Source organism: Bacillus sp. FSL W8-0848, assembly GCF_038007805.1.
Lineage (GTDB): Bacteria > Bacillota > Bacilli > Bacillales > Bacillaceae > Bacillus > Bacillus glycinifermentans.
In genome coordinates this window covers 1,790,099-1,807,892 of sequence record NZ_JBBOYB010000001.1, presented here as the reverse complement: position 1 = coordinate 1,807,892, position 17,794 = coordinate 1,790,099, and the positions used below count along the sequence as shown (strand labels likewise).

Here is a 17,794-nt window from a genome sequence, read left to right as displayed (position 1 = left end):
AAAGGCATTTTTCTTGAATTACAAGGTAGAGATGTCAATAACGAATCGATAACGTACATCACTGCGAAGAACGCGCTCATACGCTTCGTCTACTTGGTCGGCACGGATAACCTCAATTTTAGGAGCGACACCGTGCTCTGCGGCAAAGTCCAGCATTTCTTGTGTTTCGCGAATTCCGCCGACAAGCGAACCTGCAATGCTGCGGCGGCCCATGATTAAGGAAAACACGCTGTACTGATCCTGTTCGGCTGGCGCACCTACGTTGACAAGCGTTCCGTCTACGCGAAGCATTGATAAATACGCATTAATGTCAAGGTTTGCAGACACCGTATTTAGGATCAAGTCAAAACGGCCGGCCAGCCCGGTGAATGTAGCCGGATCACTCGTTGCAAAGTAGTGATCTGCGCCAAAGCTCAAGGCCTCCTCTTTCTTATTCAAAGACCGGCTCAAAACCGTTACTTCAGCACCCATCGCATGCGCGAATTGGATGGCTACATGGCCGAGACCGCCCATTCCCACAATGGCGACCTTCTTGCCGGGTCCGGCGTTCCAATGTTTCAAAGGAGAGTACGTAGTGATGCCTGCACACAGCAGCGGGCTTGCCGCATCCAAGTCCAAATTGTCTGGAATGCGGACGACGAAATCTTCTTTTACAACGATTTTTTGGCTGTAGCCGCCGTACGTCGGATTTCCATCATAGTCTAATGAATTATACGTTTGGACTACGCCTTTTGTACAAAATTGCTCCTCGCCATTCAGGCAGTATTCGCATTCTCCGCAGGAATCAACAAAGCAGCCGACGCCGACGCGGTCGCCGACGGCAAATTTGGTCACGTCCCCTCCTACTGCTGTCACGACTCCGGCAATTTCATGTCCCGGAACCATCGGGAAGATTCCGCCGCCCCATTCATCATAAGCACTATGGATATCAGAATGGCAAATACCGCTAAACTTAATATCTATTAAAACATCATTTGGCCGTAAATCTCTCCGCTCAATCGTCGTCAGTTCGAATTTTGCTTTTGCGCTTGGAGCGCTTAGCACGCGGCTTGGTATGCTTTTATGGTTACACATGATATAAACCCACCCTTTCTTCATCAAAAGATACAAGAATATGTTAAACCTTAAAGGGAACTTTAACACAAGGGTTTTTGGCTGAATTAGCTAAAAAGTAATAGAAAGCCGCCCATACTGCAGAATTGAATGTCTGAATCTCCTTAATGGATTACTGTAAAATTTAATTTTGTCTGAAAGTCTACTTATTTTTCAACATTTCTGTCAGTTTATATAAGGAATCGTACTGTTTAATGCGAAAATTCCGCCCTTCCTTTTGCAAATAACCTTTATCGCAAAATTGTGTCATCACATGCAGTAAGTGACGGTAGGATACGCCTAAATAATCACAAACGGTTACATGTTTCTCCTTATAAACTCCTTCATCAGCTGTTTGCAAAATAAAATCCGCAAGCCGATGTTCAAGCGGGAATGCAAGGCTTTGGGAATACTTTGCAGCCATAAGTGTTGCCTTTATACTTAAAAACTTGGTTAATTCACGCAGAAATTTTGCATCTTCCATTAATTGTTTGCGACAGCGATGAACAGGAAGCGCAAAACAAACGGTCTTCGTTGATGCCTGAACTCCTTTTGTATAGTACGCCTCATGTAATAATTCCATTTCTCCGATATAATCATTTGCATTGATAAAATTAATTAAGGAAACCTTCCCATTTTGATGTGTGACATATATTTTGGCTTTTCCTTCAATAACGTAAAAAAGGAACTCCGTTCTCGTACCTTCTCGAATCATCCATTCATCGCGCTGATACTCGTGCACTTCCATAAACTCTTCAACTGGAAAAGAAAACAGATGCGAAATAGAGTGCCTCTCCAACTGCTGCCGCTTTTTCTCACCCTTGTAGATTTCCATCATCCACCCCGATAATATGAGATATCTCATATTTTTTTATCTGTTTACATGATAACATGCAAACGATGGGGGGATGCAGAATGAACACACATCGCTGGATGAGCATACAGTTTTTTAGTTTTTTTATGACATGGGGCATTTTTCTGCCTTATTGGACGGGATGGATCATTCATACAAAAGGGATTACGGTTCCTCAAGCCAGTTTGATTATGAGCCTGGGTTTGGTTGCAAGAGGCCTTTCCACATTGGCTGCTTTTCCTTATTTGTCAGGGAAATTTAGCAGCAAGTCCTTATTGAATGGGGCGGGAATCGGTACGCTGGTTGCTATTCTGTTTTATATTCCGGCGGGTTCCTTTACCAGCTTGCTTATCGTTACAGTAGTATTCCATTTTTTTTACCCTGCATTCATGCCCGCTCTTGATAGCGCCGCCGGAGCTCTCGTGCAAAGCGGCCAATTAAGGCATTACGGGAGAAGCCGGCAGTGGGGATCTATTGGATTCATCTCGGCCGGCATGTTTCTATCCATCTTTACTGGGATAATTGGAGATGAAGTTATTTTATGGGCGCTGTTACTTGGTATAGCCGTATTGGTATGTCTCGGTTGCATGCCTGCGCCTACGATTCTGTCTAAAAAGCCGCCGGCAGACCAAACACAAAAAGGGAGTATGTTAAAATTACTCCGGATCAAGCGCTTTCGTTTGGTACTGGTTATAGTCATCTTACTCCAGGCGGCACATGCTTCTTATTACAATTATGGTTATCTCTTTTTACAAGAAATTCATGCACCGCAATATTTAATAGGTGTAATAATTAACATTGCCGTGATTGCAGAAATTATCTTTTTCTCAATCGCAGACCGGAGATTTCACAATTTTTCAGTAGGCTCCTTGCTTGCAATGGCGGCATTTGGTTCTTCCGTACGTTGGATATTAGTATTTGCTTTTCCTAATGTAATTGTTTTCTGTATAGCGCAAACCTTGCATGCCTGCTCATTTGCTATGGGGCACTATGCTTTTATGAAATACCTGATAAAGAACATTTCACATGTGCAGATTCCGAAAGCACAAGGTATTTATTCAGCATTGGCTCTTAGCTGGAGCACTGCAGTGTTTACAATTTTCGGCGGCTATTTATACGAAATTGAGCCAAGATATGCCTTTATCGGAATGATTGTTTGTACGATTCCATCGATGATGCTTGCGCTTTTATATCGAAAACTGGAACTTAGAAAAGAAATCTCACTTTCGATTTAGTTCTTTTGCAGCTTTTCACTTATTCCTCGCTGGAACATAACACGATGCTCATCCGGGAAGGCCGGCTCCTGAAGGATTGCAGGAAATGGTTAATTCAGCGAGTTTCGTTCTTTTGAATTTGATCTGTTAGCCCCTCTTTCTTTTTTTACATACAAATGACATGTTTATGTTTAGAATCAGTACATGTTTTTCATCGTTCTTTGTGCCGGCTGCAAATGCACAATAAAAAAGAGCTTACTCAGGCGAATAAGCTCTTTTGGCTCATTTAATCAGCAGGCGAAAGCTCGCTTTCGGTCAGCCACATATGATTTTTCACTTCTTTCCCGCCGGTTGTCGGCTTATAATCCACCATATAAACCGTCGTTTTTTCCGCCGAATCGATTGTGGCGGTTGCCCCCTTCATCTCTTTCATATGGCCGGCCTCCAAGGTTACTTTTGCCCCCGGTTTGAACGGCTTATCGCCGGCATCTTTGATATCTTCTTGAACGACCCATTTGTGGTTTTCGACTCGTTTTCCGCCGGTTGTCGGTGTATATGAAACGGCATAGACGACAGTATCATAAGCGCCGGTGATCGTCGCTTCAGCGCCATTCATGCCTTTCATGTGATTTGCGTTCATGATCGCTTTCGTTCCCACTTTATATGTTGGATTTTTTGCTTCTTTTAAACCTTCAGGGACTTCCATGTTGCTGTGATCCATCTCATGCGTGTCTTCATTGTTTCCTTTCGTTGCATGATCCTTATCCGTGTTTGTGTTTCCGCAAGCGCCAAGTACGATAAGAAGAACAGCAAACAATGATGGAACAAATCGTTTTTTTCGCATGCACATACTCTCCTTCTAATGGTATTTGCCAATATCATAAAACGAAAATGTGCAGAACTTATGGAGATCGCTTATCAAATTCAAAAAAAGAGGGCGTCATAGAGAACACCGGATCAGTATCTCACTTTTTTTCATCAGAAACGATGTGAATATCGATTCCGTCGGTATGGCGCATGATCGTATTTACAATCGATCCTTTTCTGATTTCTTCCCATCTCGACCGCGCAGATTGTCCAAGAACGATTTGCGTGATGCTTTTTTCCGTTGCCACATTGGCAATCGTCTCTGAAATATGGCGCTGGTTTGCGATTTTAAAAATAAACTCGGCGCCGAATTGTGCAGAAAACCGTTTCCATTGTTTAATTTGAGCTCTTTTGCCGGCCGATATGTTTTCTATCGTGCTGCGGGAAACATTCAGAACAAATAAATCGGCTTTTAAGCGGCTCGCGATTCGCCAACCGCGGCGGATCAGCCTTTCAGCATTTTTGCCGTGCTGTATACAAACTAGTATTTTTTCATTTGTTCCTCTTGGCCGATGATTCCCATTCAGCCCATTTGTACGTTCCATTCGGCCGTCTACATCGTCGGCGACTTCACGTAAAGCAAGCTCTCTCAGTGCGGCTAAATTATGCTTTGTAAAAAAATGGGTTAAAGCTTGCTGAATCTTATGCTTTTCGTAAATCTTTCCTTCTTTCAGGCGCTTCTGCAGGGTTTCCGGCGTGACATCGATAAGGATGACTTCGCTCGCCAGATCTAAAATCCGGTCGGGAATCCGTTCCCTTACCTTAACGCCGGTCACATGCTGTACGATGTCATGAACGCTTTCAAAATGCTGAATGTTAACCGCAGACATAACATTGATGCCTTCTTTCAAAATATCTTCAACATCCATGTGTCGTTTTTCATTCTTGGAACCGGGTACATTCGTATGAGCCAGTTCATCGACGATGACAAGGTCGGGTTTTCGCTCAATGATCGCTTCAACATCCATTTCCTTGAGGACTTTTCCTTTATATTCAATTTTCCGTTTAGGAATAACCTCTAAATCCTTTATTAATGCGGCCGTTTCCGTCCGGTTATGCGTTTCGATCAAACCGATGACAACGTCTATGCCTTCGCGTTTTACATCATGGGCTTCCTGCAGCATTCGATACGTTTTCCCTACGCCCGGAGCTGATCCGATATAAATGGTCCAATGTCCTCTTTTCAGCTGTTCGATTTCAGCCAGCAGTTCTTCCGGTGTTTTCCTTCGATAAACTCGGATATGTTTTCTTCGCATCATATGCATCTCCGTCTTTCGTTAAAGATTCCCCCTGTGTCTCCCGGGGCAGGCACAGGGGGAGAAGCCGTTACTTCAGCTCTTCTTTCAGATCGATATTAAGCAGCAGAACATTGACGCGGGCTTCGCTGAAAAGGGAAGCCTTCTTGACATGCTGTTCAACTAATTGTTCGAGTTCTGCCTTTGAAATCCCTGTCAGACGGCTGATTCTTGGGATTTGTGCATATGCGGCGGCCGGGCTGATGTCAGGATCAAGCCCCGAGGCAGAGTTCGTGATTAGGTCAATCGGCAGTTTGCTGACGGGAACATCCGGATTTTCCTTTTTCCATTCGGAGATTGATGTTTTGACCCGTTTTAATAACTCGGAATTTGAGGGTGCCTCATTTGGCGATCCGGAACTTGAGGCATCATAGCCGATGCTGGATACTCTGCTGTTAAAAAAGCGCGGATCAGTAAACTGCTGCCCGATTAATTCAGAGCCGATGACCTCTCCTTTTCGGTTGTAAATAAGGCTTCCATTCGCCTTTTTCGGCATCACGGCCTGTGAGATTCCCGTAACGGCCAGTGGATACATAAGCCCGCACACAATCAACAGCAATAAACTGATTCTTATCATTGCACCTATTTCTTTCATTGTAATCTCCCACCTTATACAAATATCTGAAGCATAAGATCAATCAGCTTGATTCCGATAAACGGGACAAGCACTCCGCCAAGTCCATATATCAACAGGTTGCGGGCGAGCAAAGCATTTGAGCTCATCGCCTTGTATGCGACCCCTTTCATTGCTAAAGGGACAAGCAGGGGAATAATTACCGCATTAAAAATGAGCGCCGACAAAATGGCTGACATTGGTGAAGCAAGTCCCATGATATTCAGCACTTTCATTTCAGGAATCGCCAGCATAAACATCGCCGGGATAATCGCAAAATATTTGGCGATATCATTTGCGATGCTGAACGTTGTAAGAGCACCGCGAGTCATAAGCAACTGTTTTCCGATCGACACCACTTCAATGATTTTCGTCGGGTTGGAATCCAAATCGACCATGTTCGCCGCTTCTTTGGCCGCCGTTGTCCCGCTGTTCATGGCCAGCCCCACATCAGCTTGAGCCAGCGCCGGGGCATCGTTCGTGCCGTCTCCTGTCATGGCGACCAGCTTACCTTCCTCTTGTTCGCGTTTGATCACGTTGATTTTGTCTTCCGGTTTGCTTTCCGCGATAAAATCATCCACGCCGGCCTCTTTGGCAATCGTAGCCGCCGTTAATGGATTATCACCCGTACACATCACCGTTTTGATGCCCATTCTCCGAAGTTCTTCAAAGCGTTCTCTCATCCCCGGTTTTACGGTGTCTTTCAAATAAATTAAACCGTAGATTTTATTGTCTGCCGCAACGGCCAGAGGTGTTCCGCCTTCTTTTGCAATTCGCCCGCTTTCCCTGTCAAGGTCCGGCGGGATGTTTCCTCCGTTTGTTTCAACCCACTTTTTCACGGCATCGACGGCGCCTTTACGGACCTTTCTGCCATTCGTCAAATCAACGCCGCTCATTCTTGTTTCCGCCTTAAATTCGATCCATTCTCCTTCAGCCGCCGAGTCGTATTCGATGGCCCGTTTTTTGGCGAGGTCGATGACGGACCGGCCTTCAGGCGTTTCATCGTGAATAGAGCTGATCGCCGCATATTCCCCGACGGATTGGAGCGTTTCATCACCGACTGGCACAAATTCGCTTGCCATCCGGTTTCCAAATGTGATCGTTCCGGTTTTATCAAGAATAATCGTATTAATATCGCCTGCCGCCTCGACGGCTTTTCCCGACATGGCAAGTACGTTAAAGCGGGTCACTCGATCCATGCCTGCAATGCCGATCGCCGACAAGAGACCTCCGATTGTCGTAGGAATCAGGCAGACCAGCAAAGCGATCAGGACCGCCGGATCGATTTGAAACCCAAGATAGCCGGTAAAAAACGGGAGTGTAACGACGACGATGAGAAAGATGATCGTTAAGCTTGTCAAAACCGTATTCAAGGCGATTTCATTCGGTGTTTTTTGCCTTTCCGCTCCTTCAACAAGGGCAATCATCTGATCCAAAAACGTTTCTCCTGGTTCGCTTGTAATTTTTACTTTAATCGAATCGCTGACAACACGGGTTCCTCCCGTAACAGAGCTGAAATCGCCCCCCGCCTCTTTTATGACCGGCGCTGATTCGCCGGTAATCGCCGATTCGTCGACTGAAGCGAGACCCGCGATCACTTCGCCGTCGCTCGGGATCATTTCTCCCTGGGAGACGATGACGATGTCGCCCTTGCGAAGATCGGAAGATGAAACTTTTTCTATATTCCCGTTAACTACTTGATTGGCCCATATTCCCTTCTTCGTCTGTTTTAAAGAATCGGCCTGCGCCTTTCCTCTCCCTTCAGCCAGAGCTTCGGCGAAGTTGGCGAACAAAACCGTGAACAGTAAAATGACGGAGACCGCCGCATTAAACCAGACGGGCGCCATGCTCCCGAAAAATTGCGGGAATACGGAAATTAAAACCGAGATAAAAAAGCCTATCTCAACGACAAACATAATCGGATTTCGAATCATGATGCGCGGATCCAATTTCAAAACAGCGTCTTTAAGCGCCTCTTTTACAATCGTTTTATTAAGGGTTTTATTCGTTTTCCGAACCGAATCCGCTCCGTGCTGCCGTTCGGCATTGCTGAAATTGTTCACTGTAAGCCCTCCTATAAAGTTAAAAATTCTGCGGCAGGTCCCAAAACCAGCACAGGGAAAAAGGTTAATGCCCCGACAATCAGAATCACCGTGACGAAAATACCGCCAAATATACCCGAATCGGTCCGGAACGTACCGATGGTGTCAGGGACCGTTCTTTTTTCAAGCAAAGATCCGGCGACTGCCAAAAGCGTAACAATTGAAATATAGCGGCCGATGAACATCACAATCCCTGTTGACATATTCCAGAACGCTGTTCCATCTTTCAGCCCTTCGAAACCCGATCCGCTGTTTGCCGCTGAGGACGTAAATTCGTACAAAATTTGGCTGATCCCGTGAAAACCGGGATTCGAGATGGCTTCCCGTCCCATTGGGGTATAGAGGGCAAGTGCAGACGCCCCTAAAATCAACAGCGGCTGAATCAGCAACGTGACAGCCAATAGCTTCATTTCTTTGCCTTCAATTTTTTTGCCTAAAAATTCAGGTGTTCTTCCAACCATTAAACCAGACAAGAACACGGCGATCATCGCATACAGCAGCATGTTCATAAATCCGGCTCCGAATCCGCCGAAGACGGTGTTCAGCATCATATTGGCCATGGCCAGCAATCCTGTCAGAGGCATCAGGCTGTCGTGCATGGCATTGACCGCACCCGTTTCACTTGCCGTTGTCACCATGGCATACAAGGATGAATACCAGGTTCCGAAGCGGACCTCTTTTCCTTCCAGACTGCCGGCTTCATGCTGAATTCCCATTTCATTGATTGCCGGGTTCCCGTTGGATTCCGCCATAAAAGCTGCACCCATTATGAATAAAAAGAGAAGTCCCGCCGAGATAAAGAGAATGCGCCCCTGTTTTGGGTTTCCGACCATTTTCCCATACGTAAACGGCAGTGAAACGGTGATAAGCAGCATTAATAACATTTGCAGCGCATTGCTCCACCCATTTGGATTTTCAAATGGGTGTGCAGAGTTTGCTCCGAAATATCCCCCGCCGTTGTTTCCCAGCTCTTTTATGGATAAAAAGGATGCAACGGGTCCGCGTAAAATCGTTTGGTCCCCTCCTTCCAGCGTTTTTGCCACTACAGATGCATCAACTGTTTGCGGAACGCCGAGACCGACAAAAACAAGGGACATGACCGCTGCAACCGGAAGCAGAATCCGGGTAATACAGCGGACCAGATCAACATAAAAGTTTCCGAGCGGTTTTCCGGCGAGGCCCCGAATCATGGCAATTGCCGCGGCCAACGCAGTGGCAGGCGCCGTAAACATTAAAAAGATAATCGCAAACATTTGCGAAAACAGGGAAAGACCGATTTCGCCGCTGTAGTGCTGCAAATTCGTATTGGTCATAAAACTGATTGCCGTATTAAACGCAAGCGAAGGACTCATTCCGCTGACATTCGTCGGGTTTAACGGCAATATTCCTTGCAGCCGAAAGACCGCATAAACAATCAAGATCATGACCGCGTTTGTTAATACTAAGGAAACCGCGTATTTCTTCCAAGATTGATTTTCCGTTTTCACACCGCCAATTCGGTAAAATAACCGTTCAGCCGGGAGAAACAGCCTGTCGATTTTGGATGGGCCGTAATCAAATGCTTTAGCAATGTAAAGACCCATTGGTTTAGCTGACAAAAGTGCAATCAATACGATGACGCATATTGAAATAAACAAAATCATTTCTTCAACCCCCACTTGTGTTTTACTAAAACTTTTCCGGATGAAGCAAGGCGTATGTCAAATAGGTAAACAGCGCGATAACTGCAGCTATCAATAGAATCATTGCGCTTCTCCTTTCACGGTTATTTTTTTGGTTGGTGACCGATTGTATGTTCAGCCCATTTGGCCAATAAAAGAATCATTGATACCAAAGCGGCAAAGATGACCAGCATCAAAAAATCCAACACGTACATCACCCCCTTTGTTTTCTGTAAAACGGCATGAAAAAAAGCCGCAAGAGAACAAACCTCTTACGGCTTTTTTTAGGGCACAGTTAAGAAACCGTGCTTTCCGCACGTATTTGGGTTCTCTTTAAACGCTTGCGAGGTTAGCTGTCGGATTCAGGTGCAAAGAGTCACCTTACCTTTAAAAAAGGATTCACCCCAAGTGGCAGTACCACAAAAATGGTTCCCCCGCTTCCAAACTGGAATTCAGCGGTTACGATAATTGGAAATTTTATTCAGATTTTTGATGAGATTTATATTACTCTCGTTAAATTGAACTGTAAAGTTTGATAAAACATTAAAAATGACGAAACGAGATGATTTTGAGTGATTTTTAACTTCATATATCCTATTTACTTTCTGTATCTCTGTTTTTCTTTCTGTTTCACAAAAATCATTTGACATCTCTTCCAGCATTTTAATTTATTAAAAAAATAAAAATTAAACGAGCAATGCTCAATCGTCTTGTCATGAAGTGAATCTTGCAAAAATTCCCATCGTTAAACAGTCAGGATCGGAAGTGATCAAGAAACTGTAGCAGTCTGAAATCCAGGAATGAGCCGGCCGGCGATCGGGATGTCTCTCGGCGGCACAGCTCATTTTTCTGATGTTTGAAAGATTTACTGAAATAACTTTTCGTCAATACGTCTACCAAGCATATACCTCAGGTGTTTCCCCTCCAGGTCCGGGAAAGATGTCATTCAGCTCGCTGAGCACGTCTTCTTCCAGACTGATTTCGACCGCTCTGATCGCATCCCGCAGCTGTTCTACGGTTCTTGGCCCGATAATCGGTGCGGTGAGCGCCGGATTTGTAAGCACCCATGCCAACGCAACATTGGCTTCTTTCTCCCCCAGCTCCTTGCATAAAGCCGAAAATCTCTCAAGCTGTGTTCGATGCTTTTCGATTAAATCCGCCCTTTGGGACGTTCGGGTTCCGGCGTGCTTTTTTAGCGCACGGCCTCCGAGAAGCCCTCCTGCAAGCGGGCTCCATGCCACTACGCCAAGGCCGAGATCCCGGGCAGCCGGCAGCACTTCCATTTCCGCCGTCCGCTCTAATAAACTATACTTATGCTGCTCTGTGACAAGCCCCATGAAATTGCGTCTCACGGCTGCTGCCTGTGCTTTGACCAAATGCCAGCCTGCAAAGTTGCTTGAGCCGATGTAGTCGACCTTGCCTGATCGAACCTGGCCCTCGAATGCTTCCCATATTTCATCCCACGGGGTCCGCCGGTCGATATGATGCATTTGATACAGTTCGATATGGTCGGTCTGCAGCCGCTTCAGAGATCCTTCCAGGTGGCGTCTGATTTTGTAAAGAGACAGGCCTCTTGTATCGTTCGGTCCGTCGTTTGAATCAGATATCGGTTCATACACTTTCGTCGCCAGGACGACTTTTTCGCGGCGCTGCCCCCCTTGGGCAAACCATTTTCCGATGAGGCTTTCAGTCAATCCGGCATTTTTACCCCAGCCGTAGATATTGGCGGTATCAAAAAACTGTATGCCGCTATCGAGCGCTTCGTCCATGATGCGGAATGCTGTCTTTTCATCTGTATCCACTCCAAAGTTCATCGTCCCCAGGCACAAACGGCTGACGCGCAATCCCGTTCTTCCTAAAAAAGTATATTTCATGACAATCCTCTCCTTATACAATGTTTTGTAAGCAGTGAAGCAAATGATTCAACAACTTCCCGGCTTCCTGTTACGATAAAGAAGACGAAGCAAATGTAAAACGGACGCAAAATGCAGCAGGAGGTTATTGAAGTGAATGTAGAAGATCTATGGAATAGATATCATGAGCCGTTAAAAACATTTATCGCGCTTAGAGTCAAAGACCAATCGGCAGTTGATGATTTAGTGCAAATCGTATTTATGAAAGTTCAAATTCATCTCTCGAATGTAAAGAATGTACAAAACATCCGCGCTTGGATCTACAAGGTTGCCCGAAATACGATCATCGATTTTTACCGTACGGATAAATCGATTGAACAGCTTCCAGAGCAAATTGAATTAAGCGGTGACACCGAAGAGGAAAACTATACAAAAGAAGCGGCTGCTTGTATTCGCTCCTCGATCAAAAGGCTGCCGGAAAAGTATCGGGAGGCGCTCGAACTGACAGAAATCCAGGGGCTGTCGCAAAAGGAATTGTGCGAAAAGACGGGGATGTCTTATTCAGGGGCGAAATCAAGGGTGCAGCGCGGGCGCGAAAAATTAAAGCAGCTGATGACGGGATGCTGCCATATTGAATCAGATCGATACGGAAATATTATCGATTTTCGGATGTTGAAAGAATAGCTTGCGTACAAAACCGGTTCCTCGCACGAAGGAACCGGTTTCATTTTACAGGCTTGATACAATGCATTCGGCATGCCCGCTAATCTCGAACTCGCCGAAGCCGTCGGGCAGCAAGATGTGATCTCCTTTTTTCAATGAATATTCATGTCCGCTTGAGGTGATGCCCCCTTCCCCTTTGATGACGCTGACAAGCAGGAACGGTTTTTCCTGTTTTAAGCGGGCTGCTCCTTTTACCTCCCACTTTTTCACTGAAAAATAGGGACACTCGATAAATGAGGTGACGCAGAGGTCATCCGTTTGTTCTTGGCGGATTTCCGGCTGATGTTCCGTAAATGGAACGTCTATCACTTCTATGCTTTTTTCAAGATGCAGCTCGCGCAGATTTCCCTCCGCATCTTTTCTGTCATAATCGTATAATCTGTACGTTGTATCAGAATTTTGCTGCGTCTCTAAAATCTGTATGCCTTCACCGATCGCATGAACCGTTCCGCTTGGTACATGGAAGAAATCTCCCGGCTTTACCTTCACGCGCCGCAAAAGCCGGTTCCATTCTTTAAGCTCGATCATGGAGATCAGTTCTTCTTTTGATGTTGCATGGTGTCCGTAAACGATTTCGGCATCTTCTTTGCAATCGATGACATACCAGCATTCCGTTTTGCCGAGTTCGCCGTTTTCTCTTTTTCGTGCAAACTCATCATTTGGGTGTACTTGAACGGATAAGTCTTGGTTGGCGTCTAATATTTTGGTTAGGAGAGGAAAGCGGTCCCCCTCTGCATGGCCGAATAAATGCCGGTGTTTTTCCCACAATTCCGTAAGTGTAAGCCCTTTATACATTCCGTTTTGAACAACGCTTTGCCCGTTTTGATGTGCGGCAAAAGCCCAGCACTCCCCTGTCCGATCCGATGGAATGTCATAGCCGAAAGAAGCCAATGCCGTACCTCCCCAGATTCTTTCCTTGAAAACGGGTGCAAAAAATAATGGTTCAGTCTTCATTTCGTTTCACCTGACCTTATATGATTTCCTCAAGCAGCTTGTATGCTTCCTCTTTTGTCCGGACGGATAATAATGTTTCCCTGTACCTGTCATCCATCAGTTTGCGGGACAGCATTTGCAGGAGTTTTAAATGATCATTTCCTTCGCTTTCTTTCGGAACGGCGATCATAAAAATCAGTTTCGCCTTTGTGCCGTCGAGGCTTTTCCAATCGACTCCCGCCCGTTTGATTCCAAATGCGACGCTTGGTTTTAACACTGCATCGGATTTCCCGTGCGGAATCGCAATATTCATTCCGATTGCCGTTGTGCTCTCCTGTTCACGGCTCAGGATTGCTTGTTTGAATTCGCTTTCTGACTTGAGCGCACCTGCCCGGGACAATTGCTGAATCATTTCATCAATAATGTCGTCGCGCGTTATGCCGGATAGCTGAGGTTCGATCAGGTCAAAACTGGTGATGTCCGTCAGCTTGTTGATGCGCGTTTTCTCCGGCTGCCTGTTTTCCGCCGGCACGTCTTGCTGCAAATCTTCTTTTGCCGCTGCGGCTTCCTCCAGCTCCTGCTGCTGCGCTTGGGTGACGTCTTTTTTCAGGATGTTGACTAAAATCGCAGTGACAAACGATCCGGCAATTACAGCAACAAAGAACATCGGAACATGATCGACAGCCCCCAGCACAGCAACGATCGGGCCGCCGTGTGCGACTCTGTCTCCGACGTTTCCGATCATGGCGATGACCGATCCTGTCATGGCGCCCACCATAATGCTCGGGATCACGCGCAACGGATCTTGCGCCGCAAATGGGATGGCGCCTTCTGTAATGCCGAAGAGCCCCATCGTGAATGATGCTTTCCCCATTTCTCTTTCAGCTGTTTGAAATTTTCTTTTTCCTATAAATGTGGCGATTCCGAGCCCGATCGGCGGTATACAAATTGCTGCGGCAATCGGTCCCATAATTTCGTAGTTTCCTTCTGCAATCATGGCTGAACCGAACATGAATGCCACTTTGTTGACAGGTCCGCCCATATCGAATGAAATCATCGCGCCTAAAATCAATGCCAGAATAATCGAGCTCGATCCTTGCATACCAGAAAGCCAAACCGTCAATGATTCAAACACGTGCGCGACAGGAGCGCCGATCAAAAATACAAACGCTAATCCGACAATAAGCGAGGCCAGTACCGGGATAATAATGATCGGCATGATCGGCTGTATTGCTTTTGGAACCTTTAATCTTTTGATTCCCAGCGCCGCATACCCTGCCAAAAATCCGGCGATAATCCCGCCGAGGAAACCGGCGCCGCTCGCGCTGCCGTAAAAGCTTCCCTTCGCCGCAATGTATCCGCCGATCATGCCGGGAACAAGGCCGGGCTTATCGGCGATGCTGTACGCGATATATCCGGCTAAGACCGGGATCATGAACGTGAATGAAGCGCTTCCAATCTGCTCAATCGTCTTCCAGAATGAAGCGTCCGGAATCACCAAGCCTTTAGGCGTTTTTTCGCCCCCGAGCGTGAGCGCAAGTGCGATTAATAATCCGCCGACGACAATGAACGGAACCATGAACGAAACGCCGTTCATTAAATGACGGTAAATCGGGTTTTGTTTTTTCGCCTGATGGCCGGCTTTTGCCGATTGTGAACTGGATTGATAGACGGGGATATCTCCGTGCAAAGCTTTTTGAATTAATTCTTCCGGTTTGCGGATTCCGTCCTGTACCCCGACAGACAGCACCTTTTTTCCCGTAAACCGGTCTTTGTTTACCGAGCGGTCGGCAGCGATAATGATAGCGTCTGCTTCCTGAATGTCCTGTTCGGTCAGTTCATTTTCGACGCCGATCCCGCCCTGGGTTTCCACTTTCATTTTTACGCCCAATCTGTCGGCTGCTTTTTGCAAATTTTCTGCCGCCATATACGTATGAGCGATCCCGTTCGGGCATGATGTAACCGCTAACAGTTTCATGTTGAATCCTCCTATTCGCAAGTCTTGTGTCTACTATATATCAAAATCTTAAAATCAAAAGTCTGGTTTTTTACCGCAACTTCCGGAAAAATCGGCTTTTTTCTATAAAAAAGCAAGGAACTGATCCTTGCTTTTAATAGTCCAAATATGATAAAAATTTCATAACATTTGTTTCCTTCGTCAATTTTTGAACAAACGCCGGCTGCTCGCTTAAAAAAGACAGTTCGTGAAACAATTGCCTCGTCATGTCGCGGTCCTCTTGTTTTACCGCGAGCATGAAAACGAGCGATACCTTTTCGTTTCCCCAATCAAGCGGTTCTTTTAAAGTTGCAATGGCAATTGCCGATTTCTTAATGAATTTGGAATTGGCGTGGGGAATGGCAATGCCTCCCCCGATGGACGTGGCCGACATTTTTTCCCTTACCACGGCGTGGAGAGCATAATCCTTTTCGACATAGCCTTTCTGATACAACGCCATCGCCAATGTTTCGATTAATTTGTAGCGGTGTTCTGCATCCTGTTGTAAAAACACTAAAAAAGGAGTCGTATTATTCAGCATCGTAAACGTTTTTTGCTTGTTGCGGGACGGCTGATCAAGCTGATCCATAAAAATGCCCAGCTTTTTCTCATCCGCCGGCTCCAACAGCGGCGATACAACGACGTGCGGAACCTTTACCGCTTCTAGTGATACAGTTGAAATGACAAGCTCTACATCCTCGTGATTTGCCAGGTAGTCCGCCACATCCGCTTTTGCAATGCAATCCAGCACAGCGATTTGATGGAATGCCAGTTCAATCTTCGTCCGCAGCAATTGTGACATTCCGATTCCCATATGACAGACGATGATCGCCTTCTTTTGCGTCCGGCTGCCGCAGTTCATCCGTTCGCTCGCCGCTTGAAAATGCAGGGTGAGGTACGCCGCTTCCTCTTCGGGTATCGAAAGCTGAAATGATTGATTAATATCTTCCAAGACGTCCACCACGGTATGAAACATATAAGGGTACATCTTTTTAATGTCGTGAAGCATTGGATTTGATACAGAAAGGTCATAATTCAGCCGGTTCAACACGGTATTTAAATGGATGCTGAGCCCCTCGATCAATCCCGCATCTTTGCGGAAATCAATCATCTTCAGCTTGGAGACGCGGTCAACCAAATGATCGAGAACATCGCTCAGCAAAGGATTTTTTACGCTTTCCTCCTCATCTTGCCATAACGGATAGCGCACTTTTCCGCCTAATATATGCAATGTTAAATATACGACTTCTTCTTCGGGAAATTGGACGGCGAAAACGCGCTCAAGCTTTTTCAAAAATGCGGATGCCCATTGATATTCTTTTTTCTTTTGAACTAGCGCCATCTCTTCCCGGGAAATCGATATCGGCTGTTTCATTTTCATGCGGCGGATCATCAGCAGCGTGTGCAACAATAAGCTTTCGAACGTTTCGTCTGTGAAACGCAAAGAATGACGCTTTTGCAGTGCTGAGATTTCATTTGTCACAAATTTCACTTCATGGCTTAAAAATTGTTTTTTCATGAATTCGCTGGCAAACTCTTGATTTTCTATCAAATCTGATATTCTGGCCAGCGCTTTTCGTTTGTTTTTTTCGTTTCCTTCGATCATCAGGCCGATCCGCTGCTTTGAAATGAGCGTTAAGTGAAAGTCCTTCAGCCATTCTTTTATCATATCCAAATCCCGTTTGATGACGGACTTGTTTAAAAAATGCTGCGCTGCGATTTCTTTCACTGTTACCGGCTTTGCATTCATGAGCAAGCGATAGGCAATCTCAAGTACCCTTTCTTCATCGGTTTGTACCTTCGGCCGCTGCTTTAGGCACAGCTTACGGCTTAACCGCATCTTTTCGTGTTCTTCTATCTTTAAAGAAACGCCTGCTCCCGGTTTCCGGATGAGCTCTGCATCGGAATGTTCGGTTAAAAACTCTTCAATCGCTTTTAAATCATTGCGGATCGTTTTTTCAGAACACTTTGCCCGGTCTGCAATATCCCGCACTAATAAATAGTCCTCAGGTTCAGATATCAACAGATATAAAATGTCTTTTTGCCTTGTATTCATTGGTTTCACCTGTTTCTTCTATCCTTCCTGTGAGGTTCGCTTTATAGTATAAGTATACTACAAGAGAAACCGTTTACATTATACAGCGGAAGAAAAGAAATAAAAATCTAGTTTTTTACCGAAGCTTCCGGAAAAACTGATTTTATTAGGAATCTAGGACTAGAAATTTCTATACGACCAAAAAAAGCGGTGTGCAGCCACACCCCCTTTAGAAATCCGGCTCCAAGCCGCCGGATTTTGGTTGTTTAATAGCTTTTATCCCTGCCCCGCATAGCGGAATGCCGATTTTTTCGTCATAATCAAAAAAGAACCGTCAATGTGATGGCCCTCCTTTTGTTCCCGGATGTTTTGAAGTATTTCATAGTACAACTCCCCCTACAATGAGTATGATTGCACATCACATGAGCGTGTTGGGCGGATCATTCCAAAAAAAGTTACTGTACCGTTAGGATGGCTTTGTGTCAATTCCAATACAATATGTACAGAAAATTCATTCGCTTCTAATAAGCTCCTCCCTTTTTCTTTTGTATATTATT

14 protein-coding genes and 1 riboswitch are annotated in these 17,794 nt (G+C 45.7%); of the genes, 2 read left to right on the top strand and 12 right to left on the bottom strand.

Annotation, left to right across the window (positions count from 1 at the left end):
* Positions 1-18: 18 nt before the first annotated feature.
* Complete coding sequence (locus NSQ39_RS09435) at positions 19-1,074, bottom strand: NAD(P)-dependent alcohol dehydrogenase (RefSeq protein WP_046131421.1); 1,056 nt, start codon at positions 1,072-1,074, stop codon at positions 19-21.
* A gap of 181 nt (positions 1,075-1,255) precedes the next feature.
* Positions 1,256-1,927 (bottom strand): transcriptional regulator YeiL, encoded by a 672-nt coding sequence (gene yeiL / locus NSQ39_RS09430; protein WP_046131422.1) that lies wholly within the window; start codon positions 1,925-1,927, stop codon positions 1,256-1,258.
* Between the two features lie 80 nt (positions 1,928-2,007).
* On the opposite strand from yeiL, the gene NSQ39_RS09425 reads away from it, so the two are divergent.
* The gene (locus tag NSQ39_RS09425) at positions 2,008-3,180 is read left to right on the top strand and encodes an MFS transporter (protein WP_175075134.1); all 1,173 of its coding nucleotides are present in this window, start codon (positions 2,008-2,010) and stop codon (positions 3,178-3,180) included.
* Positions 3,181-3,445: 265 nt separating this feature from the next.
* Here the strand turns inward: NSQ39_RS09425 and NSQ39_RS09420 are convergent, their stop codons facing one another.
* From NSQ39_RS09420 to NSQ39_RS09395, 7 genes are all read right to left on the bottom strand, one after another.
* The gene (locus NSQ39_RS09420) at positions 3,446-4,003 is read right to left on the bottom strand and encodes a DUF1541 domain-containing protein (protein WP_175075133.1); all 558 of its coding nucleotides are present in this window, start codon (positions 4,001-4,003) and stop codon (positions 3,446-3,448) included.
* Between the two features lie 121 nt (positions 4,004-4,124).
* Positions 4,125-5,282 (bottom strand): KdpD-like non-kinase potassium sensor, encoded by a 1,158-nt coding sequence (kdpDN, locus tag NSQ39_RS09415; protein WP_175075132.1) that lies wholly within the window; start codon positions 5,280-5,282, stop codon positions 4,125-4,127.
* A 70-nt stretch (positions 5,283-5,352) separates the two neighbouring features.
* Positions 5,353-5,916, bottom strand: a complete 564-nt coding sequence (kdpC, locus tag NSQ39_RS09410) for a potassium-transporting ATPase subunit KdpC (protein ID WP_175075131.1) — start codon at positions 5,914-5,916, stop codon at positions 5,353-5,355.
* 14 nt (positions 5,917-5,930) lie between these two features.
* Positions 5,931-7,997 carry a potassium-transporting ATPase subunit KdpB gene (gene kdpB / locus NSQ39_RS09405; RefSeq protein WP_341014646.1) on the bottom strand — a complete coding sequence of 689 codons (2,067 nt, stop codon included), beginning with the start codon at positions 7,995-7,997 and terminating at the stop codon, positions 5,931-5,933.
* 11 nt (positions 7,998-8,008) lie between these two features.
* Positions 8,009-9,679: a potassium-transporting ATPase subunit KdpA gene (gene kdpA, locus NSQ39_RS09400; protein ID WP_202049111.1), complete on the bottom strand. Its 1,671-nt coding sequence runs from the start codon at positions 9,677-9,679 to the stop codon at positions 8,009-8,011.
* A 25-nt stretch (positions 9,680-9,704) separates the two neighbouring features.
* Positions 9,705-9,782 (bottom strand): K(+)-transporting ATPase subunit F, encoded by a 78-nt coding sequence (gene kdpF, locus NSQ39_RS23080; RefSeq protein ID WP_082094120.1) that lies wholly within the window; start codon positions 9,780-9,782, stop codon positions 9,705-9,707.
* Between the two features lie 237 nt (positions 9,783-10,019).
* Positions 10,020-10,165, bottom strand: a riboswitch (cyclic di-AMP (ydaO/yuaA leader).
* Between the two features lie 425 nt (positions 10,166-10,590).
* Positions 10,591-11,571 (bottom strand): aldo/keto reductase, encoded by a 981-nt coding sequence (locus NSQ39_RS09395; protein ID WP_175075130.1) that lies wholly within the window; start codon positions 11,569-11,571, stop codon positions 10,591-10,593.
* 132 nt (positions 11,572-11,703) lie between these two features.
* On the opposite strand from NSQ39_RS09395, the gene sigZ reads away from it, so the two are divergent.
* Positions 11,704-12,234 carry an RNA polymerase sigma factor SigZ gene (sigZ, locus tag NSQ39_RS09390; protein ID WP_175075129.1) on the top strand — a complete coding sequence of 177 codons (531 nt, stop codon included), beginning with the start codon at positions 11,704-11,706 and terminating at the stop codon, positions 12,232-12,234.
* Positions 12,235-12,279: 45 nt separating this feature from the next.
* Here the strand turns inward: sigZ and manA are convergent, their stop codons facing one another.
* The 3 genes from manA to NSQ39_RS09375 form a co-directional block, all read right to left on the bottom strand.
* Entirely contained in the window at positions 12,280-13,227 is a 948-nt protein-coding gene (gene manA, locus NSQ39_RS09385) for a mannose-6-phosphate isomerase, class I (RefSeq protein WP_046131428.1), read from the bottom strand.
* Between the two features lie 16 nt (positions 13,228-13,243).
* Positions 13,244-15,184, bottom strand: a complete 1,941-nt coding sequence (locus NSQ39_RS09380; RefSeq protein ID WP_175075128.1) for a fructose-specific PTS transporter subunit EIIC — start codon at positions 15,182-15,184, stop codon at positions 13,244-13,246.
* Between the two features lie 133 nt (positions 15,185-15,317).
* Complete coding sequence (locus NSQ39_RS09375; protein WP_175075127.1) at positions 15,318-17,267, bottom strand: BglG family transcription antiterminator; 1,950 nt, start codon at positions 17,265-17,267, stop codon at positions 15,318-15,320.
* Positions 17,268-17,794: the final 527 nt, after the last annotated feature.